Source organism: uncultured Nitratireductor sp., from assembly GCF_913053745.1.
Lineage (GTDB): Bacteria > Pseudomonadota > Alphaproteobacteria > Rhizobiales > Rhizobiaceae > Nitratireductor.
Genome location: NZ_CAJXGF010000088.1, coordinates 1 through 19,698, shown reverse-complemented (window position 1 = coordinate 19,698; position 19,698 = coordinate 1). Strand labels below are relative to the sequence as shown.

The 19,698-nt window shown below is 61.6% G+C and carries 15 protein-coding genes; 7 read left to right on the top strand and 8 right to left on the bottom strand.

Features of this window, described 5'->3' with window-relative positions:
* The 3 genes from QZ638_RS14705 to QZ638_RS14695 form a co-directional block, all read right to left on the bottom strand.
* A partial coding sequence (locus tag QZ638_RS14705; protein WP_295811920.1) for a helicase-related protein occupies nucleotides 1–2,571 on the bottom strand: 2,571 nt, incomplete at its 3' end.
* Nucleotides 2,572–3,237: 666 nt separating this feature from the next.
* Nucleotides 3,238–3,957: an acetoacetyl-CoA reductase gene (gene phbB, locus QZ638_RS14700; RefSeq protein ID WP_295811919.1), complete on the bottom strand. Its 720-nt coding sequence runs from the start codon at nucleotides 3,955–3,957 to the stop codon at nucleotides 3,238–3,240.
* Nucleotides 3,958–4,062: 105 nt separating this feature from the next.
* The gene (locus QZ638_RS14695) at nucleotides 4,063–5,247 is read right to left on the bottom strand and encodes an acetyl-CoA C-acetyltransferase (protein WP_295811917.1); all 1,185 of its coding nucleotides are present in this window, start codon (nucleotides 5,245–5,247) and stop codon (nucleotides 4,063–4,065) included.
* Between the two features lie 382 nt (nucleotides 5,248–5,629).
* On the opposite strand from QZ638_RS14695, the gene phaR reads away from it, so the two are divergent.
* Both phaR and QZ638_RS14685 read left to right on the top strand, forming a co-directional pair.
* Nucleotides 5,630–6,241, top strand: a complete 612-nt coding sequence (gene phaR, locus QZ638_RS14690; protein ID WP_295811915.1) for a polyhydroxyalkanoate synthesis repressor PhaR — start codon at nucleotides 5,630–5,632, stop codon at nucleotides 6,239–6,241.
* A 50-nt stretch (nucleotides 6,242–6,291) separates the two neighbouring features.
* Nucleotides 6,292–6,720, top strand: a complete 429-nt coding sequence (locus QZ638_RS14685) for an ACT domain-containing protein (protein WP_295811911.1) — start codon at nucleotides 6,292–6,294, stop codon at nucleotides 6,718–6,720.
* 49 nt (nucleotides 6,721–6,769) lie between these two features.
* Here the strand turns inward: QZ638_RS14685 and rpmF are convergent, their stop codons facing one another.
* Together rpmF and mtgA are read right to left on the bottom strand one after the other, a co-directional pair.
* Nucleotides 6,770–6,952 carry a 50S ribosomal protein L32 gene (gene rpmF, locus QZ638_RS14680; RefSeq protein WP_007007560.1) on the bottom strand — a complete coding sequence of 61 codons (183 nt, stop codon included), beginning with the start codon at nucleotides 6,950–6,952 and terminating at the stop codon, nucleotides 6,770–6,772.
* Nucleotides 6,953–7,103: 151 nt separating this feature from the next.
* On the bottom strand, nucleotides 7,104–7,880 hold the full coding sequence (mtgA, locus tag QZ638_RS14675) for a monofunctional biosynthetic peptidoglycan transglycosylase (RefSeq protein ID WP_295811906.1): 777 nt from the start codon (nucleotides 7,878–7,880) through the stop codon (nucleotides 7,104–7,106).
* A gap of 293 nt (nucleotides 7,881–8,173) precedes the next feature.
* Between mtgA and QZ638_RS14670 the strand changes: the two genes are divergently transcribed.
* Nucleotides 8,174–9,094 (top strand): polyprenyl synthetase family protein, encoded by a 921-nt coding sequence (locus QZ638_RS14670; RefSeq protein ID WP_295811902.1) that lies wholly within the window; start codon nucleotides 8,174–8,176, stop codon nucleotides 9,092–9,094.
* A 193-nt stretch (nucleotides 9,095–9,287) separates the two neighbouring features.
* On the top strand, nucleotides 9,288–11,738 hold the full coding sequence (locus tag QZ638_RS14665) for a response regulator (RefSeq protein WP_295811900.1): 2,451 nt from the start codon (nucleotides 9,288–9,290) through the stop codon (nucleotides 11,736–11,738).
* Between the two features lie 78 nt (nucleotides 11,739–11,816).
* Here QZ638_RS14665 and QZ638_RS14660 read toward each other — a convergent pair whose 3' ends face one another.
* Nucleotides 11,817–12,152, bottom strand: a complete 336-nt coding sequence (locus QZ638_RS14660; protein WP_295811898.1) for a cupin domain-containing protein — start codon at nucleotides 12,150–12,152, stop codon at nucleotides 11,817–11,819.
* 259 nt (nucleotides 12,153–12,411) lie between these two features.
* A complete protein-coding gene (gene ispG / locus QZ638_RS14655; protein WP_295811895.1) occupies nucleotides 12,412–13,689 on the bottom strand; it encodes a flavodoxin-dependent (E)-4-hydroxy-3-methylbut-2-enyl-diphosphate synthase in 1,278 nt (425 codons plus the stop codon).
* A 167-nt stretch (nucleotides 13,690–13,856) separates the two neighbouring features.
* Here ispG and QZ638_RS14650 point away from each other — a divergent pair, with 167 nt between their 5' ends.
* Nucleotides 13,857–14,654, top strand: coding sequence for a 3-hydroxybutyrate dehydrogenase (locus QZ638_RS14650; protein WP_295811893.1), 798 nt, complete (start codon nucleotides 13,857–13,859; stop codon nucleotides 14,652–14,654).
* Between the two features lie 14 nt (nucleotides 14,655–14,668).
* Here QZ638_RS14650 and QZ638_RS14645 read toward each other — a convergent pair whose 3' ends face one another.
* Nucleotides 14,669–15,283 (bottom strand): TetR/AcrR family transcriptional regulator, encoded by a 615-nt coding sequence (locus QZ638_RS14645; protein WP_295811891.1) that lies wholly within the window; start codon nucleotides 15,281–15,283, stop codon nucleotides 14,669–14,671.
* Between the two features lie 313 nt (nucleotides 15,284–15,596).
* On the opposite strand from QZ638_RS14645, the gene QZ638_RS14640 reads away from it, so the two are divergent.
* Together QZ638_RS14640 and QZ638_RS14635 are read left to right on the top strand one after the other, a co-directional pair.
* Nucleotides 15,597–16,736, top strand: coding sequence for an efflux RND transporter periplasmic adaptor subunit (locus QZ638_RS14640; protein WP_295811889.1), 1,140 nt, complete (start codon nucleotides 15,597–15,599; stop codon nucleotides 16,734–16,736).
* Nucleotides 16,737–16,854: 118 nt separating this feature from the next.
* On the top strand, nucleotides 16,855–19,698 hold a 2,844-nt coding region (locus QZ638_RS14635), incomplete at its 3' end, for an efflux RND transporter permease subunit (RefSeq protein WP_295811887.1).

The following is a 19,698-nucleotide window of genomic DNA, read 5'->3' as shown; positions in this document are numbered from 1 at the left end:
GGTCTCTGCCTCCGCAGGCTGCGCATCGGCGGCCTCCCCGACCTTCTGCGCCGTCTCTTCTTTCTCGGAAACCGCCGCGTCGAGCGCCTTCAGATGCGCGGCCACCTCTTCGGCCGGTTTGGGCTCTCCACGATAGCCGAGCCCCTTGAGAATCGCCTCCATATCGTCGGCCGTCGCACCAAGAATGGACATCATCGCCGGCGTGACCACGAAGGCCCCGCCGTCATAGCCGCCGTCCGGACGCGTCCCGGTTCCCGGCTTCCAGGAAAGTGCCGGCCGGATCAAATCGGCAAGTCGCTCCAGAATATCGACACGCACGGCACGACGTCCCAAATTGCGATAGCCGGCAAGGCCGTAAAAGGCTTTTTCGAAAGCCGGATCGGACACGATCGACGTGCGTCCGGCAGCAAGCGCATTGACCACCTCGCCATAGCCCGGCTTGTCCTTGGCATCGTTCCTGAGTGCCCAGAGCAGGGTAAGAAGGCCCGCCGGCGCAGGCTTGATGAGCGCCGGCACAAAAAGGTGATAGGCCCCGAAGCGCACGCCGAGGCGGCGCAGAGAGGCACGGGCATCCTGATCGAGCGCGCGCACATCCTCGGCCACGGTGCGGCGGTTCAGAACGCCGAAATTCTCCGCGATCTGAAACGCTATGCCCCGCGCCATGCCTGAAAGGCTTTCCGTATCGCGCAGGTCGACGAGCGGCTTGAGAAGCGATTCGATCTGGAAGTTCACGAAGCGTTCGGCACGGGCGGCAACCTTGTCGCGTGCCGGTCCGGTGAGCTGTTCGTCGGCCAACAGCACCACGCGTGGCTTCAACGCATCCTCGCCGGCAACAAGCGTCGCTATCGGCTGGCCGAGCCAGCGCAGAAAACCGTCGGAATCCAGCGCCAGATCGCCATTTCCGGAAGCCGCAAAACGCTCCGCACGCGTTTCGAACTCAGCGGCAAGCGCTTTCTGGGCCGCCGCCTTGACGGCGCGCGCATCCTCACCTTCCGCAGAGCGGTCGGCGGTGAAACGGAATCCTAGCATCTCACCAACGTGATGCCCCTCGACAAGGACTTCGCCAACTGGGCTGATTTCTGCTTCCGGCATTGCATTCTCTCTCAGGCGCTTCATGAGCACGGAAGTCCTGCGGTCCACAAAGCGTTTCGTCAATCGCTCATGCAACGCATCGGACAAACTGTCCTCAATCTCTCGTGTTTTTTCTTGCCAGTGTGTCGCATCGGCCAGCCAACCGGGCCGGTGCGACACAAATGTCCATGTGCGAATCTGCGCAATCCGTTGCGACAGCGTGTCGATGTCCCCCTCGGTGGACGAGGCGCGCTCAACCTGCTCGCCCATATAATCCTCATCGACATGGCCCATCCGCGCCAGATCGGAAAAGACTGCACCAACAATTTCCGCGTGCTGGGCCGGTGCGATGCGCCGGTAGTCCGGCAGCACGCAGGCGTCCCACAAGAGCGCAACGCGCTCCCGGCCTCCGGCCAGCGCCCGAACATCCTCGTCGCGCGACAGGAATTCGAGCACCCTGGCGTCGGCGGCCGGCAGGGCGCGGGTCAGCCCCTCGACGGGCGGTGTCGCATCGAGCGATGCCTTAAGCGCATCGACGCTGGAGAAATCGAACGAGGCGGAGCGCCATTGCAGCACCTTCACCGGATCGAACTCATGCGCCTCAATGCGATGCACCAGCTCATCGGCCAGGGGATCGACCTGGCCGGTAACGCCAAACGTGCCATCGCGCACGTGACGGCCGGCACGGCCGGCAATCTGCCCCAGTTCCGCCGGGTTGAGATCGCGATACTGGAAACCGTCGAATTTGCGGTTCTGGGCGAAGGCGACATGATCGACATCCAGGTTCAGACCCATGCCGATGGCATCGGTCGCCACCAGATAGTCCACGTCGCCGGACTGGTAGAGCGCCACTTGCGCATTGCGGGTGCGCGGGCTCAGCGCACCGAGCACCACCGCAACGCCGCCGCGCTGGCGCCGGATCAGCTCGCCAATGGCATAGACCTCGTCGGAGGAAAACGCCACGATGGCCGAGCGACGCGGCAGACGTGTGATCTTGCGCGACCCCGCATAGGTGAGCACCGACATGCGCGGTCGGGTGATCACCGACAGGCCTGGCAGAAGTTTCTCCAGAATGCCGCGCATGGTGCCCGCGCCCAGCAGCAGCGTTTCCTCGCGGCCGCGCAGGTGCAAAATTCGATCCGTGAAGATGTGGCCGCGTTCCAGATCTGCGGCGAGCTGCACTTCGTCGATGGCCACAAAGGCGGCATCGGTCTCGCGCGGCATCGCCTCGACCGTGCACACCGAATAGCGCGCGCCTGGCGGGGAGATCTTCTCCTCGCCGGTGACCAGCGCCACGTTCTGCTCGCCCACCCTGGAAACGACCCGCGAATAAACCTCGCGCGCCAGAAGGCGCAGGGGCAGACCGATCACACCGCTCGAATGCGCGACCATGCGCTCGATGGCCAGATGCGTCTTGCCCGTATTGGTGGGCCCGAGGATGGCCGTCACATCGCGACCAGACAGCACTCGCGGCTTGGCGTTCTGATTTTGGAAATTCATTGGGCCCGGAAAGCCGTCTACCTCAGCGTCAAAAGGCGAGCACACGGGTTAGCACGCTTTGCATCCCCATTCCAAGGCAAGACTGTCATTCCGCCGACAAAGACTGCCAATATCGCTCCCGTTTCCACGCGCTCGTTAAGGTTTGGAACGAGTCTGGAACGAATCGGCGACGAATCGCTGACTCGAGAACTTTCTTGGTTTGTTCACCCCAACATATCGTATGACGCTGCGTAAGCGGTCCCATATGCTGAATCGCCCTCTTTCCAGAAAGCCCGGAATGGGAACTGCGCGTTAAGATTTAGCCGAGCGTGAAACACCGGCTGACCGCGCATTCAAACAAGTGCAGGATTTTATTAATGTTTTTTGAAAAACCGTTAACACCGGCACGGGATCTCCACCGGTGCTGCATTAACACTTCGACCAAACCCGGAACGAATCGGCGACGAATCAGCGATACCGGAACGTTCCCGGTACGTTCACCGCTACATCTGGTGTTTTCCACCGGATATCGACAGACGGTCCACCGCTTATCCACATCCCGCGACGACGGGCATGAAAGCAGCGTTAACGAAGTTGCTTCAAATTGATACAGATTTTAACGGTCCGGGACACTGCGATCGATCCACAGCGCACCGGAAACACCCCGCGGCAGGGCGTCGTTTTTTATCAGACGAAGTATTGCCCGCCATTGACGGTAAGGGTCGAGCCTGTCACGAAGCCCGCATCGTCGGACGCCAGGAACAGCACCGAACGCGCGATTTCCGAGGCCTCTCCCAGACGCCCGACCGGAATCTGAGCGATGATTTTCTCACGCACCGCTTCCGGCACGGCCATCACCATATCTGTGGCGATATAGCCCGGACAGACCGCGTTCACCGTCACATTGAAGCGCGCGCCCTCCTGGGCCAGCGCCTTGGTAAAGCCGATCTCTCCTGCCTTGGCGGCCGAGTAATTGGTCTGCCCCATCTGACCCTTCTGACCGTTGATCGAGGAGATGCTCACGATGCGGCCGAACCTGCGCGAACGCATGCCGGAAAAAACCTGATGGGTCATGTTGAAGACACCGTTCAGGTTCACGTCCACCACGGCGCGCCAGTCTTCAGGCGTCATCTTGTGAAACATCACGTCCAGCGTGATGCCGGCATTGTTGATCAGAATGTCGACCGGGCCGAGATCGGCCTCCACCTTCGCCACCCCTTCCGCGCAGGCGTCGTAATCGGCAATCGACCATTTGTAGGTGGCGATGCCGGTTTCCTGCGTAAATCGCGCCGCCGCCTCGTCATTGCCTGCATAATTGGCTGCGACACGATAACCCGCCTCGTTCAAAGCTGTCGCTATCGCCGCGCCGATGCCGCGGGTTCCGCCGGTAACAAGTGCCGTTTTCATGCAGATCGCCTCTCCAAGATGAAGGTTCCCCGCCGCCTTCGCCCTATTTTGCCTGAGCGATAATGCGGCCGACGGGCGGCTGGAAACCGCGCGCCGGCAATCAGACTACAATGCTTCCACGCACATGGCGACGCCCATTCCGCCGCCGATGCAAAGCGTTGCCAGCCCCTTCCTGGCGTCACGGCGGCGCATCTCGAAGACCAGCGTGTTGAAGATGCGGGTGCCCGAGGCGCCAATCGGATGGCCGATGGCGATCGCCCCGCCATTGACGTTCACGACATCCGGATTCCAGCCCATATCCTTGTTGACCGCGCAGGCCTGGGCGGCGAAGGCCTCGTTGGCTTCGACGAGATCGAGGTCCTCGGCCTTCCAGCCGGCCTTTTTCAGCGCGCGGCGTGACGCCGGAATCGGCCCCGTTCCCATGACTGCCGGGTCGACGCCGGCCGTGGCCCAGGACGCGATGCGCGCAAGCGGCGTCAGGCCGCGACGCTCCGCCTCGCTCTCGCGCATGAGCACAACCGCGGCCGCGCCGTCATTGATGCCGGACGCGTTGGCCGCCGTGACCGTGCCTTCCTTGTCGAAGGCCGGGCGCAATTTCTGCATTCCCTCGAGCGTCGCGCCATGACGGATATACTCGTCATCGGAGACGACCGTCTCGCTCTTGCGGCTCTTCACCGTCACAGGAACGATCTCGTCCTTGAAACGTCCGGCCGTCTGCGCGGCTTCGGCCTTGTTCTGCGAGGCGAGCGCAAAGGCGTCCTGCTCGTCACGCGTGATCTGAAACTGGCGCGCCACATTCTCCGCCGTGATACCCATGTGATAGCCGTTGAAAGCATCCCACAGACCGTCGCGGATCATCGTGTCGATCATGGAATAGTCGCCCATCTTCACACCGGCGCGGAGATAGGCGCAGTGAGGCGAGAGCGTCATGGATTCCTGCCCGCCGGCGACGATGATATCGGCATCGCCGGTGGCGATCTGCTGCATGCCGATGGCAATGGTGCGCAGGCCCGAACCGCAAACCTGGTTGAGCACCCAGGCGGTCGTTTCCTTCGGCAGCCCGGCCGCGATCGATGCCTGGCGCGCAGGATTCTGGCCCTGGCCGGCAGTCAGCACCTGGCCGAGAATCACCTCGTCCACCTCTTCCGGTGCCACCGCGGACCGCGAAAGCGCCTCACGAATGGCGGTGGCGCCCAGTTCATGCGCTGGCACCGTGGCGAACGATCCGTTGAAAGAGCCGACCGGAGTGCGGGCGGCACTGGCGACGACAATGGCTTCGGCTGATGACATGGAAGTCTCTCCCTTGAGAAATGGCATACACGTGCAAATGTGCAGCCCTTATGACGGGCTGAGCTTGTTCTCATTTGTCGCGGCTAATCAGGGGCAAGTCAAACGGATGTGTGCAGCGCAGCAAGCCTTGCGCGCCGCCGAACGGAGCGCCCGTGTCTTCGCCACTGCGAAAACCGCTTTCATTCCATGGGATTTTGCGCATATCCTGCCCAAGGCAGATGCGGGGGCACGCGACGACGGCCCCGGCAAGCAGGGTGGCGGAAGGGCGCGACAGCGCCTTGCAAAGCCCTTAGTCCTTGAATCCAGGGCACCGCTTTCCAGGTCGACGCAAGAGACGGCCGGGCGCGAGGCCACAGACAACCGTGCTACGGGGAGGTCAGTAATGCCAGCCAAGGACGACCCGATCGTCATCAAGAAATATGCCAATCGCCGCCTCTACAACACGGGCACCAGCACCTATGTGACGCTGGAAGACCTCGCTGAAATGGTGAAGCGCGACGAGAACTTCATCGTTCAGGACGCCAAGTCGGGAGAAGAGATCACGCATACGGTTCTAACCCAGATCATTTTCGAGCTGGAGAACGACCGCAATGGCCAGAATATGCTGCCTGTATCATTCCTGCGCCAGCTCATCGCCTTTTACGGCGACCAGATGCAGATGGTCGTGCCAAGCTTTCTCGAGCAGTCGATGATGGCCTTCTCCAAGGAGCAGGAGCGCATGCGCGAGCAGATGAACAAGGCGTTCGGCACATCTTCCATGGACATGATGGGCATGTCGGCACCGATGAAGATGGTCGAGGAACAGACGCGCCGCAACATCGAGATGTTTCAGAACGCCATGCGCATGTTCGCACCGACGCCTCCCGGCGCCGGCCAGAATGCCGCCGCCGAAGACGGCGCGGGCGAAGATGCGCCGCGCTCCGATGATCTCAAGGAATTACGTGAGCAGATCGCCGCCATGCAGCGCAAGATCGATTCGATGGGCGGGACCTGAGCCGTTTAAGTCACACACGAAGACAGCCCATCCTTAACGCAAGTCGAGACATGCCCTCTCCCGTTCGTGAAACGCAAGCCATGCTGGCCGGCATGAAGCCGGTTCTGAGCGAAGGCGCCTACGTCTTCTGCAACGTGGAGCCGAGACTTGCGAAAGCGCTTTTCGAGGGAGCCACGGGCTTCTTCGCGGAGGCGGAAGGCACGACGCTTGTGCTTCACCTGGCACGCGCCGAAGCGTTGGGTTTCGACACGCGGATGCCGATGCGCCGGATCGTTCTGGAGATCTATTCCGCGCTCGACGGCGTGGGGCTTACCGCTGCGGTGGCCACGGCGCTGGCGAACGAAGACATTCCCTGCAACGTCATCGCGGCATTCCACCACGACCATATCTTCGTGCCCGAGAACATGGCCGAAGAAGCGCTTGCGGTCCTTCGCGCGGTACAGAAACTGGCGCAGGCAAAAACCGATAGCGCAAAATAAAAGACCGGCCATTGGCCGGTCTTTCCAGAAATCCGTGCCAGAAAGGCGCTTATGCGTCCTTCGGCTCCAGAACCTGACGGCCACGGTACATGCCGGTCTTCAGGTCGATGTGGTGCGGACGACGCAGCTCGCCCGAGTTCTTGTCTTCGACATAGGTCGGCGCCTTGATGGCGTCGGCCGAACGGCGCATGCCGCGCTTCGAAGGCGTCGTTTTCCTTTTTGGTACAGCCATTGTCCTGCTCCGCTAATCGGTCAAAGGCCGTTGCGGCCCCTTGATCCAGGGCCCAGCATCTCGGCCGGGAATTGGAAGTCGGCGTGCCTATACACCTCTAAACTGGTTTTGGCCAGTGGGGCGTGGCGCATTTTTTGGAGAATTCCGGCGATCAAGGTCCCAGACACCCAACGTAACCGCCCGCTCGGCGGGCTCGCTGCTCGATGTTTGCGGCCAGCCTGTTCAGCCCGCGCGACGGTTTGGCGGGATTGCGTTCGAGAGGGTTGGGGAGCGCGACCGTCAGAAGCGCGGCCTGGCGGCGTGTGAGCTCGGCGGCCGATCGGCCGAAATAATGCTGTGCGGCAGCCTCTGCGCCATAAATGTTCGGCCCCCACTCGGCGATGTTGAGATAGATCTCCAGGATCCGCCGTTTTGAAAGAAGCAGGTCGAGATAGACAGCAAGCGGCAGTTCCAGTCCCTTGCGCACGAAGGAGCGCCCCTGCCACAGATAGAGGTTCTTCACCGTCTGCATGGGAATGGTGGAGGCGCCACGCGCCCTTTCGCCGGACAACGCGTCGCTGATGACGAGGTTCAGCGCCGCCCAGTCGATCCCTTCATGGGCGCAGAACTGGCCATCCTCCGACATCACCACGGAATACTGGATCAGGGCGCCCATCTCATCGAGCGATCTCCATCTGCGATCATAACCCGTGAATGTCGCCAGATCCCGCAGCATCAGGGTCGAAACCGGATGCACCACCGGCGCGCGATAAAGAAGCGTCAGCGCGACCGGAATCAGCGCCAGCACAACCAAAGCGAAGACGAGGCGGCGAAAAATCCACCCCAGCCAGCCCCGGCCGCTGCGAGCCCTTGTGCCGCCCCTGCGGCCGCGACGCCGGCCGCCTCTGGCCGACATCCTTTTCTCGGGATCGACTGTCGGGCCGCTCAATCCTGTCCCCCTGACGGTTCGTTTTCGATATTCGCATTCGACTTGTATCGGCCACGAAAGCAAATGCCGACCACCAGAGAACCACTGCCGGGCGCATGCCACCAGCAGAATTTTCGAGTTCGACATTCGATCTCGAGGCCGACATCACGCAGGTATCGAATGTTAAATTCATTCCCCAAATGTGACGTTGCACCTCAAACGCCAGCCTTTCGCATAGCGGTCGGCGGCTTCCGGTGCAATGGCGTCAATAATCGGACTTGACCCCGGCGCCCTTTGACGGCATCGCTCCCGCCATGGACGAAACGACGACACTTCCGTTTGACGTAAAACTTGCCGCCAGCGCGGAGCTCGTGGAGAACACGCTGCGGAAACTGCTCGACGGGCGGCCGCTGGAGGGCGAGCTTTATCGACCGGAGCGCCTGCTCAAGGCCATGCGCCACGGTGTGCTGAACGGTGGCAAACGACTGCGCCCCTTTCTCGTGCTCGAAACGGCGGCGCTCTTCGACGCAAGCGACGACACGGCGGCACTGCGCGTGGCCGCCGCCTTGGAATGCGTGCATTGTTACTCCCTCGTCCATGACGACCTTCCGGCGATGGACGATGACGATTTGCGCCGCGGAAAGCCAACCGTACACCGGGCGTTTGACGAAGCGGCGGCGATTCTCGCCGGCGACGGCCTGCTTACCTATGCATTCGACATTGTGAGTGCGGTGGAAACGGCGTTGCCCGCCGAGGCAAAGCTCGCGCTCGTCAACAAGCTCGCACGCGCTGCCGGCATCGGAGGCATGGCAGGCGGACAGGCACTGGACCTCGCCGCCGAGGGTGGCAACCTCGACGAAGAAGACATTCTGCGTCTGCAAGCCATGAAGACGGGTGCCCTCATCCGCTTTGCCTGCGAGGCCGGAGCCGTGATCGGTAACGCCCAGCCGGCGGACATCGAGCGGCTCGGCGAGTTCGGAGCCGCCATCGGCCTCGCCTTCCAGCTCGCAGACGATTTGCTCGATCTGACGGCCAGCAGCGAAGCGATGGGCAAGGCGACCGGGAAAGACGCGGCTGCCGGCAAGGCGACGCTCGCAAGTCTGAACGGCATCGACTGGACACGCCGTCAGCTCGACGGACTTGTCGCACAGGCCGGAGACATTCTCGAGCCGTTCGGCGAGCGTGCCGAAACGCTGCGTCAGGCCGCCCGTTTCGTGGCCGACCGGCAGAAATAAGACCAACCCGATTCGCCGAAATTCTTCTTGCCGGGCAGCACGTCCGCCCGTCATGTTTCGCTGCGGCGGTTTTTACTGAAGCGGCCCCGACTTTCCCGATTCCAGACCTGTAGAAACGCATTCTTTTAGCGTTAATCGGGCATTAATCCAGATGCTCAATTCTTACGAAAACGGGGATGTCTTGGGAAGAGTAATGCCTACTGTAGGTACACAGCAGTATATGCGCGCGCGCTTGGTCGTGCTTCTGATCGGGTTCGTCGTCGCTGTCGCAACGGGAACCGGCTTTCTGCTTTGGCAGACGCAAACCACCAAGAATCACGTGCGTTTTGGCGCCTTCATCAGCCATATGGCAGATGCCACCAACGACGTGATTCATAACGCGCTGCGGCTGGAGCAGGCCGAACTGCTTTCCCGGGGCGATGCATCCCAGGCGAAACCGAGTCACGACGAGCTTGAACTGGCGCTGACACAACTCAACGATGCTTATCAGTCGCTGGAATTCGCCACCAGCGGAGAAGTCACCACGCTGGAAAGCCAGCGCCTCAGCCAGCAACAGGCAGGTGCCACCCAGACCCGGCAAACCGCATCGGTCGCCACGGACATAACGGGTTATCCCGTCCCCGCCTCGGTGCGGCGCATCTGGCTTGGTGAAAACGGAGCGACAGCGCTACGCACGCAAATTCGCGACATCATTTCGCTGGCGAACAGGCTTGAAGTGTTCACCGATTACCAGAACGCGACGGCACGCCGCCTCTTCAAACAATTGCAGACGCTCGCCAACACGCAGGTGCGCCCTGAGCTCAAGCAAATTTCCGATTCTCTCAGCGCGGAGATGCTCGACAGCCACGGAACGTTGCAATGGGGTCTCTTTGGCGTGGCGGTGGCGATGGTCGCGGCAAGCCTGATGCTCGCATTGCGCATCTTCGTGCCAATGATCAAGCGCATCTCCAATGCGCATCAGGACTTGCACAGCGCCAATATTTCACTGGCCGCCGAGAAGATTAAGGCTCAGTCCGCCGACCGGACCAAATCGGAGTTTCTGGCCAATATGAGCCATGAAATCCGTACACCCATGAACGGGGTGATGGGCATGGCGGAATTGCTCGCCCGGACGAATCTCGATCAGCGTCAGGCGATGTTCGTTGACGTGATCGTCAAATCAGGCACCGCGCTTCTCACCATCATCAATGATATTCTCGACTTTTCGAAGATCGACGCAGGCCAGCTCAAGCTCGACGAAGCGCCGTTCCGGCTTGGCGAAGCCATCGAGGACGTGGCGGCACTCGTGTCGTCGCGCGTTGCGGAAAAGGATCTCGAACTCATCGTCCGTGTCGATCCGGAATTGCCGCCCTCGTTCATCGGCGACGTCGGTCGTTTTCGCCAGGTCGTCACCAATCTTGTGGGCAATGCGGTCAAGTTCACCGAGCGCGGTCATGTGTTGATCGACGTTTCGGGTCAGATCGACGGCGATGCCGCCCGGGTGGCGATCCGCATCGAGGACACCGGCATCGGCATTCCCCAGGACAAGCTCGATGCCGTTTTCGACAAGTTTGCGCAGGTCGATTCGTCATCCACCCGTCGCCACGAAGGCACCGGCCTCGGGCTCGCCATCGCGGCACGGCTTGTCGAGCTGATGGGTGGCACGATCGAGGCCACCAGCGAAGTGGCCAAGGGTTCCACCTTCGCCTTCACGGTTCCGTTCGCCGTCGACAAGGCCAATGCGCGACCGGCGACTGCTCCCGTCGACGTTTCCGGCGCGCGTGTCTTCGTGATCGACGACAATCCGATCAATCGCGAAATCCTGCAGGAACAGTTGAAAAGCTGGGGTTTCGAATGCGCGGCCGCCGAAAGCGGAGCCGTGGGCCTGGCCTTCCTGAAGCGTTCCGCGCAACTCGACGCGCGGGTGGATTGCGTGATCCTCGACTATCAGATGCCCGACATGAACGGGGCCGACGTTGCCAAGATGATCAAGGCCGATGCGGCGCTCGCCGACATACCGCTGCTGTTGCTGACCTCGGTCGATCAGACGGAGACGAGCCGCTTGATGAACGAATGCGGAATTGCGGCGCATCTCAACAAACCCACCCGTTCGTCCATGCTTTTGGAGACACTCGTCTCGCTCATGCAGGTCAGCCGCGCGATGCCGGACGGCGCCCGGGCTGAAACGCCGCGTCTGGTAAAGCCCATCCAGATTCACGCATCGACCCCCATAGAGCGCGGCCTTTCGAGTGCACGCAACGCAAAAGGCACATTGGACGTGCTCGTGGCGGAAGACAACGAAGTGAACCAGCTCGTCTTCAGTCAGGTGCTGGATGAGCTCGGCCTCAAATACCGTATTGCCGGTAACGGCAAGACCGCTGCAGAAATGCATCGGGCGCTGAAACCGAAACTGATCCTGATGGACATTTCGATGCCGGAGATGAACGGCTACGAGGCGACGGCGGCGATCCGCGAGCTGGAAGCCATTACCGGCGAGCACACGCCGATCATCGGCATCACCGCGCATGCGCTCAAGGGCGATCGCGAGAAATGCCTTGATGCCGGTATGGACGATTATCTGCCCAAACCGATCTCGCCGCAGAAACTGGCCGACAAGATCGCCCATTGGCGAAACGATGGGGAACAGTTCTCCGCGACGGCCTGAGACGAACAGGGTAGGACAATGCCCACCCTAGTCCCGAATTTGAGGCAGGTCTTCAGGTGGGACCTGTAAGCTCGGGATCTAGAGATCGTCCTGCATGATCCGCCCCGACGCGTGAATGCAGACCATGTCGAGACGCTCGGCGCCCACATTGGCGAAGCGATGCGGGGTTTGCGCCGGGACAACGATAATGTCGCCCGCATGCGCCCGCGTGGTCTCCCCGTTCACCGTGAATTCGGCTTCGCCCGAGCGTAGAACCCAGGTTTCCGAATAGGGATGCTTGTGCAGACCCGTCGCGTGTCCGGGCGGGCTGTCCATGATGAACATCGACACCTCGCCGCCATAGGGCTCGCCTTCGAAAGTGACGGTGCCTTTCGGGCTCGGCGTCTGCTCGGAACGGCGAATAAGCTGATACATGACAATCTCTCCCTTCAGACTTTTCAAAGTCGGCACGAAAGCACCCGGTCGGTGCCTTCGGAAAGTATCTTGCCATAAAGATATCTCTTTTTTATCTTGATGTAAAGATACATTTGGCACCCGAAGTCGAGCGAGAAAGGGTAGCGCAGGAAATGCGCGTTATCGCATACGCCGCGCAACGACACGCACCGCACGCGGCCTTCCACGTTCGACCGCGATCCGGTGAACGCAAAACCTGCTGTCAGAAGGAGCGGGAAAACTACTCGGCGGCCTGTCGGGAGCCGAAACGCTTCTCGATATAGTCGCCAACCATCTTTTCGAACTCGGCAGCGATGTCCCCGCCACGCAGTGTGGCGGCTTTCTTGCCGTCGATGAAGACGGGCGCGGCCGGGGTTTCCCCCGTGCCGGGCAGCGAGATGCCGATATCGGCATGCTTGGATTCGCCCGGCCCATTGACGATGCAGCCCATCACGGCGACCTTCAGGCTTTCGACACCGGGATACTTCTTGCGCCACACCGGCATGTTCTTGCGCAGGTCGCCCTCGATCTTCTGGGCGAGCTCCTGGAACACGGTCGAGGTGGTGCGCCCACAGCCCGGACATGCCGCGACCACCGGCAGAAACTGGCGGAAACCCATGGTCTGCAGCAGCTCCTGCGCCACCTGCACCTCGCGCGTACGGTCGCCGCCGGGCTCCGGCGTGAGCGAAATGCGGATCGTGTCGCCAATGCCCTGCTGAAGCAGAATACCCATTGCCGCCGACGAGGCGACGATGCCCTTGGTGCCCATGCCCGCTTCGGTCAGGCCCAGGTGCAGCGAATGGTTGGAGCGCCGCGCAAGCTCGGTATAGACCGCGACAAGGTCCTGCACCTGGCTGACCTTTGCCGAGAGGATGATGCGATCCCGGCCAAGACCGATTTCCTCGGCAAGTTCGGCCGAAAGAAGCGCCGACTGCACGATGGCTTCGCGCGTCACTTCCTGCGCCGTCATGGGCGAACCCTTGTTCTGGTTCTCGTCCATCAGGCGGGTCAGAAGCTCCTGATCGAGCGACCCCCAGTTAACGCCGATGCGCACGGGCTTGTCATGCTTGATTGCCGTCTCGATGATCGCGGCGAACTGCTTGTCCTTCTTGTCCTTGAAGCCGACATTGCCAGGATTGATACGGTATTTCGCCAACGCTTCCGCACAGGCCGGATGGTCGGCGAGAAGCTTGTGGCCGATATAATGGAAGTCGCCGACGATCGGCACGAAAATGCCGATGCGCTCCAGCCGCTCACGGATGCGCGGAACAGCGGCGGCGGCCTCGTCGCGATCGACGGTGATGCGCACAAGTTCGGAGCCCGCAAGATGAAGAGCGGCCACCTGTGCGACCGTGCGGTCCACATCGGCCGTGTCCGTGTTCGTCATCGACTGGACGACGACAGGGGCATCCCCGCCGACAATCACATTGCCGACCGCAACGCCCACCGCATCACGCCGCGGGAATGGCGAGGAGAAATAGCCGCTCACAGATTTGCTGGCCGTGAATGTTCCGGTCATGGGGGAACTGTCCCGTTTTCAGCCGTATCGGGTTTGAGGTGGCCGAGACCGGCCGGAATGTCAATGGCGCTGAAGCGCATTTGAAGCGACAGGCTCGCTTGACAGGCGCCGCATCCGCCGCTTTGCTGCAACGCAGCATTACGCCAAATGGGACAAGAGGCCAAGCCATGCGGGACGGACCGAGCGACAAAAGCCGGACGGCGGTAATAACCGGCTCGACCTCCGGCATCGGCCTTGGCGTGGCCGAGGCGCTGGCCGGCATCGGCTGCAATATCGCATTGAACTCGTTTACCGACAACGCCGAAGACCGCGCCCTTGCCGAGCGCATCGCGGAGGAGCATGGCGTTGCGGCAATCTATATCAGCGCCGACATGTCGGACCCGTCGGCCTGCCGCAATCTCGTCGAACAGGCGGCATCGCATTTCGACGGGATCGACATTCTCGTGAACAATGCCGGCATTCAGCATGTCGCGCCGGTCGAGGATTTTCCGGTCGAGAAGTGGAATGCGATCCTGGCGATCAATCTTTCGTCATCCTTCCACACCATCGCCGCTGCCATACCGCATATGAAAAGAGCCGAGGGTGGGCGCATCGTCAACATCGCCTCCGCACACGGGCTGCGCGCCTCGCCCTTCAAATCCGCCTATGTGGCAGCCAAGCACGGCGTCGTCGGGCTTACCAAGACCGTGGCGCTGGAACTCGCGGAAACCGGCATAACCTGCAACGCCATCTGTCCCGGCTATGTGCTCACACCGCTCATCGAAGCGCAAATTCCCGATCAGATGAAGGTGCACGACATGGACCGCGATACGGTTGTGCGGGAGGTGATGCTGGCCAAACAGCCGACGCGCGAATTCGTTACCATCGAGGAACTGGGTGGCCTGGTCGTCTTCCTGTGTTCCGATCATGCCGCCCAGGTCACGGGCACGGCGTTGCCCATGGACGGCGGCTGGACGGCTCAGTAAGGTCGCCCAAACGTCTATCGGCGGCTCGGCTGCGCGGCGGCCATCGAGATCTCGAGAACACGCACGAGCCGGCGCGCGCCTTCGATTGCAGGCTTGCCGCAAAGACCGCGCATGCGCATGCCTTCCAGGCCATCCAGCAAAATCTCCGCAAGCCCGCGCGCGGAAAGTCCCTGCGCTTCCAGCTCTGCCCCTGTTCGCGCGGCCTCCTCAGCCACCGCCGCCTCCACGACGGCCGTCAGTTCGTCGCGCCAACCGGCTATAATATCGGCGGCAAGCTTGTTCTCCATATCGAGGATTTCCTGCCCATGCGCGGACTGGTCGATGGTCTCGATCAAGCCGAACAATGCGCGGTCGAGTGCCGTCATCATGCGTTCGCCGAAGGTGCCCTCGACCTGCAATCCCCGCCGCGCCCCATCGACCGATTGCGCGAGAACACACGCTCCGATAGCCCGGAAAATATCGGCCTTGTTGCGAAACTGAAGGTAAAGCGCCGGTCGCGAGACATCCGCGGACCGGGCTATGTCGTCCATCGTCGTCCGCGCAAAACCGTAGGCCAGAAAAACCTTCATGGCGCCATCGAGGATACGCTCTCGCTTCGGATCATCGGTACATCGGGCGATCAGATTCATTGCGTGCACTTTCTTTTCTTTTACGATTGACAAAATAACGAATTTTGTCAATATGTCGCAACTTTCGCGCGACCCGCGTGCAAAGGCCGTTTCTGTGCGTTTGCGGTTTGGCTCCGAGCCAACGTTCGTTGATGTCAGGAGCGATAGCCGTCTGGCTTTTGTAAAGCCTGCGCTTGCGATATAGGAGCGTGCTTTTGTCGCGAGGTACGGGCTTTCAGCTTTTGCGCCTGTGTGAATTGAATTCTGCGCGAACAGTACCCATATCGCGCCAGTCCTTTATCGACGGGCGGGCTCTATCGCATCGGAAAATGACATGCCGAAGATAAGGTTGCATAAACTTGCCGCGATCGCCGTTCTCGTCGCGACAACCGCCTGGATCGCCACCGGAGAGTTTTCTTCGGTCGGCAGTGCCAGCGAAGAGGCGCAGACCGTTGCGCAACGGCCCGAGAACAAGCAGGCCGAAGCGCAAACGGTTACCGTTGCCACACCTCCGCGCATCGATCATTCACGCACCATCCATGTTTCCGGAAAAACCGCAGCGGACAAGCGTTCGGCCCTGGCCCTGCGGGCCGGCGGCGTGGTCGCGGAACTGCCCGTTTCCAAGGGTGACCGTGTCGAGGCCGGCGATCTGGTCCTGAGACTTGAGACCGAGGGCAAGGAAGCCGCCGTGGAGACCGCACGGCAGGTGCTGGCCCAGAGGCAAGCCGAGTCCGAGGCGGCCGACCGCCTTGCCAAATCCGGCAACCTGGCGCGGCTGCAACTCGACAGCGCGCGTTCGGCGCTCGCCACCGCGCGATCGCAGCTCGAGGCGGCCGAAGCCGACCTCGCCCGCGTCACCGTACGCGCGCCATTCAAGGGAATCATCGACAAGGTCGACGTTGAACTCGGCTCGTCGGCCATGCAGGCTCAGGAAGTCGCCACACTGATCAAGCTCGACCCGGTCGTCGCGGTTGGCGAGGTCAGCGAACACGACCTCGGCGCCGTCGACACGGGGGACGAAGCGGAAGTGCGGCTTGTCAACGGCTCCACCGTGAAGGGCAAGGTCCGCTTCGTCAGCCGCGAGGCGTCCGAACAGACCCGCACCTTCCGCGTGGAAGTGGCGATCCCCAATCCGGAGGGCAACATACCCGCCGGCATGACCGCGGAAATCAGCATCCATGCCGAACCGGTGGAAGCTGTGGCACTGCCCCGCTCGGTGGTGACGCTGAACGAGGATGGCGAACTCGGCGTGCGCGCCGTCAATGGCGACAGCGAGGTCGTCTTCTTTCCCATCGATCTGGTCGACGACACCCCGCGCGCGCTCTTTCTCGCCGGCATCCCCGCCGATGCCCGCGTGATCGTTTCCGGCCAGGATCTGGTGACCGAAGGCGATGCGGTGAAGGCCGAGATGGCGGACCAGAAGCTTATTCAGGAACTGGCCGGCGTTCTCGCCTCCGAGATGACCAGCCGCTGAGGCAGCTTGAAAAGGCGAAGATCTTTCGCCCAGGAGGCTGCAAGACAACGAAACTGAGCGCCTCCATTCTCAGGAGAACGATGGCGGTGCGCTGACGGGACAAGACAGGACCTGCCCGATGGACATCGTCCGTATCGCAATTCACAACGCCAGACTGACCTTATCCATCCTGCTCTTCTTCGTGATTGCCGGTGCGCTGGCTTATGTCAGCATTCCGAAGGAGGCCGAGCCGGACGTTCCGATCCCGATCATCTATGTCAGCCTCACCTATCAGGGCATTTCGCCCGAGGATTCGGAACGGCTCCTGCTGCGCCCAATCGAGACGCGGCTGAAGAGCCTCGAAGGCGTCAAGGAGATGCGATCCTCGGCCTATCAGGGCGGCGGTTTCGTGCTCGTCGAATTCCAGGCGGGTTACGATTTCTCCAACGCCATCGAGGATGTGCGCGCCAAGGTTGCCGATGCACGGCGCGAACTGCCGCAAGGCGCCGAGGAACCCTCCGTGCACGAGGTGAACATCTCGGAATTCCCGATCCTGGTCGTGACGCTCGCCGGCAATGTGCCGGAGCGCGTTCTGTCCACCGCTGCGCGCGAGCTCAGGGACCGGGTCGAAGAGATCCCCGGTGTTCTCGAAGGCACGCTCCAGGGCTCCAGAGATGAGCTGGTCGAGGTTCTCATCGATCCGATGAAGCTGTCGTCCTATGGCCTGCAACTCGATCAGATGATCGAGGGCGTCGGCGCATCCAACAGCCTGGTTGCCGCCGGCTCGCTGGAAGGCCAGGCCGGACGTTATGCCGTCAAGGTGCCCTCGCTGATCGAAACGGTCGAAGACGTGGCCAATCTGCCGATTGTCTCCAGTCCGGATGCTGTGGTGCGAGCCCGCGATCTCGCGTCGATCCGTTCAACCTTCAAGGACGCCGAGACGATTACCCGCCTGAATGGCCGAAACGCGATCGCGATCGAGGTGAAGAAGCGCGTCGGTGCCAATCTGGTGGAGACGGTGGATGCGGTGAAGGCGGCCGCCACCGCGTTCGAGCAAGCCACCGACGGCGACATCACAGTGTCCTACAGCCAGGACAAGTCGGTGATGATCCGCGACATGCTGAGCGATCTTCAGAATCACGTGCTGATTGCCGTGATCCTCGTCTTCATCGTCGTTCTCTACACCCTGTCGGGTCGCGCATCGCTGCTGATCGGCCTTGCCGTCCCGGCTTCATTCCTGATGGGCATCTATGCCCTCTCGCTCGGCGGCTTCACCGTCAACATGGTGGTGCTGTTCAGCCTCATCCTGGCGGTCGGCATGCTGGTCGACGATGCCATCATCGTGACGGAATTTGCCGAACGTCGCATGACCGAGGGTATGGAGAAGGCGCAGGCCTTCGAACTGGCCGCAAAGCGCATGGCCGGTCCGGTGATCGCGGCAACCATGACCCGTATCGCCGCCTTCTCGCCGCTTCTCTTCTGGCCCGGTATCGTCGGCGAGTTCATGAAGTACCTGCCGATCACGCTGATCGTGACCCTGAGCGCCTCGATGATCTACGCGCTCATCTTCACACCCACGCTCGGCGCCATCTTCGCCAAGGCGCATGTGGAGGAAGAGCAGAAACCGGACGGCTGGTATATGGGACTGGTGAAGCACGCCATTCGCTTCCCCAAAACCGTTCTGCTCCTGACCGTTGGGCTTCTTGGCGGGATCATCTACGCCTATTCCCAGTATGGTGCGGGCGTCGAGTTTTTCCCCGAGGTCGAACCCGAATACGGTTTGATGTATGTCCATGCGCGCGGCAATCTCTCGCTGGAAGAAATGGACCGGCTCACAAAACCTGCCGAGGAAACGCTTCTCAACTGGCCCGGCATCGAGTCCGTTTACACACGCGTTGGCAAGACCCGCGGTGGCGGCCAGGATATCGACGAGGACGTGATCGGCGTCATCCAGTACGAATTCATCGATTGGCGCGAACGCGAACCGGCCAGCAAGATCCTCGACGATCTGCGGCGGAAACTTGCCGGCACGCCGGGCGTCGAGATCGAGGTTCGGGTTCCCGAAGGCGGCCCGCCGACTGGCCAACCGATCCAGATCCGCCTGTCGGCCGCCGACCCGACCGACCTGAACGGCCAGGCTGCGAATGTCGCGCGGGCCATCGGCAACGTGCCCGGGGTCATCGACATTGCCGATGGCTTGCCACCGCCCGGCATCGACTGGGCGATCAAGGTCAACCGGGCGAAAGCGGCGCAATACGGGATCAGTCCCATCTCCGTCGGTACCGTGGTCCAGCTCGTGACCAACGGTCTCAAACTTTCGGAATATCGGCCCGCCGGCGTCGACGACGCAGTGGATATCCGCCTGCGGCTGCCGGAAGACCGGCGCACATTGTCGACACTCGATCAATTGCGCGTCCAGACGGCCCAGGGACCGGTGCCGATCTCCAATTTCGTGTCCCGCGAACCGGAACGTTCGACGGGCATCCTGAACCGCATCGACGGCCAGCGCACCATCGTCGTGAGCGCCAATGTGGCAAGCGGCTACCAGGTGTCGGCTGTGCAGGCCGAGGTTACCCAGACGCTTGCCGATATGGACCTCGGCGCCACACGCTGGAAACTGGCTGGCTCGAACGAGGAAAGCGAGGAGGCCAGCGCCTTCCTCTCGAAAGCGTTCGGCGCCGCAATCTTCCTGATCTTCGTCGTGCTGCTCGCCCAGTTCAACAAATTCACCAGCGTGCTTCTCGTGTTGATGACCGTGGTGATGGCGACCATCGGCGTGTTCCTCGGTTTGCTCATCACGGGACAGCCTTTCGGCATCGTCATGTCCGGTATCGGCGTCATTGCGCTGGCGGGCGTTGTGGTGAACAACAACATCGTTCTTATCGATACCTACGACCGACTGCGACGCGAGGGTTGGAAAAAGCAGGAGGCCATTCTGCAGACCTGCCGCGAACGTGCACGTCCGGTGATGCTGACGGCGATA

Excerpts from the sequence above, each read along its gene's own strand:
- rpmF (WP_007007560.1), bottom strand. The coding sequence starts at position 6,952 with ATGGCTGTACCAAAAAGGAAAACGACGCCTTCGAAGCGCGGCATGCGC.
- QZ638_RS14645 (WP_295811891.1), bottom strand. The coding sequence starts at position 15,283 with ATGAATCTGATCGCCCGATGTACCGATGATCCGAAGCGAGAGCGTATC.
- QZ638_RS14640 (WP_295811889.1), top strand. The coding sequence starts at position 15,597 with ATGCCGAAGATAAGGTTGCATAAACTTGCCGCGATCGCCGTTCTCGTC.
- QZ638_RS14685 (WP_295811911.1), top strand. The coding sequence starts at position 6,292 with ATGCCCTCTCCCGTTCGTGAAACGCAAGCCATGCTGGCCGGCATGAAG.
- QZ638_RS14695 (WP_295811917.1), bottom strand. The coding sequence starts at position 5,247 with ATGTCATCAGCCGAAGCCATTGTCGTCGCCAGTGCCGCCCGCACTCCG.
- QZ638_RS14665 (WP_295811900.1), top strand. The coding sequence starts at position 9,288 with ATGCCTACTGTAGGTACACAGCAGTATATGCGCGCGCGCTTGGTCGTG.
- ispG (WP_295811895.1), bottom strand. The coding sequence starts at position 13,689 with ATGACCGGAACATTCACGGCCAGCAAATCTGTGAGCGGCTATTTCTCC.
- phbB (WP_295811919.1), bottom strand. The coding sequence starts at position 3,957 with ATGAAAACGGCACTTGTTACCGGCGGAACCCGCGGCATCGGCGCGGCG.
- QZ638_RS14660 (WP_295811898.1), bottom strand. The coding sequence starts at position 12,152 with ATGTATCAGCTTATTCGCCGTTCCGAGCAGACGCCGAGCCCGAAAGGC.
- QZ638_RS14650 (WP_295811893.1), top strand. The coding sequence starts at position 13,857 with ATGCGGGACGGACCGAGCGACAAAAGCCGGACGGCGGTAATAACCGGC.
- phaR (WP_295811915.1), top strand. The coding sequence starts at position 5,630 with ATGCCAGCCAAGGACGACCCGATCGTCATCAAGAAATATGCCAATCGC.
- QZ638_RS14670 (WP_295811902.1), top strand. The coding sequence starts at position 8,174 with ATGGACGAAACGACGACACTTCCGTTTGACGTAAAACTTGCCGCCAGC.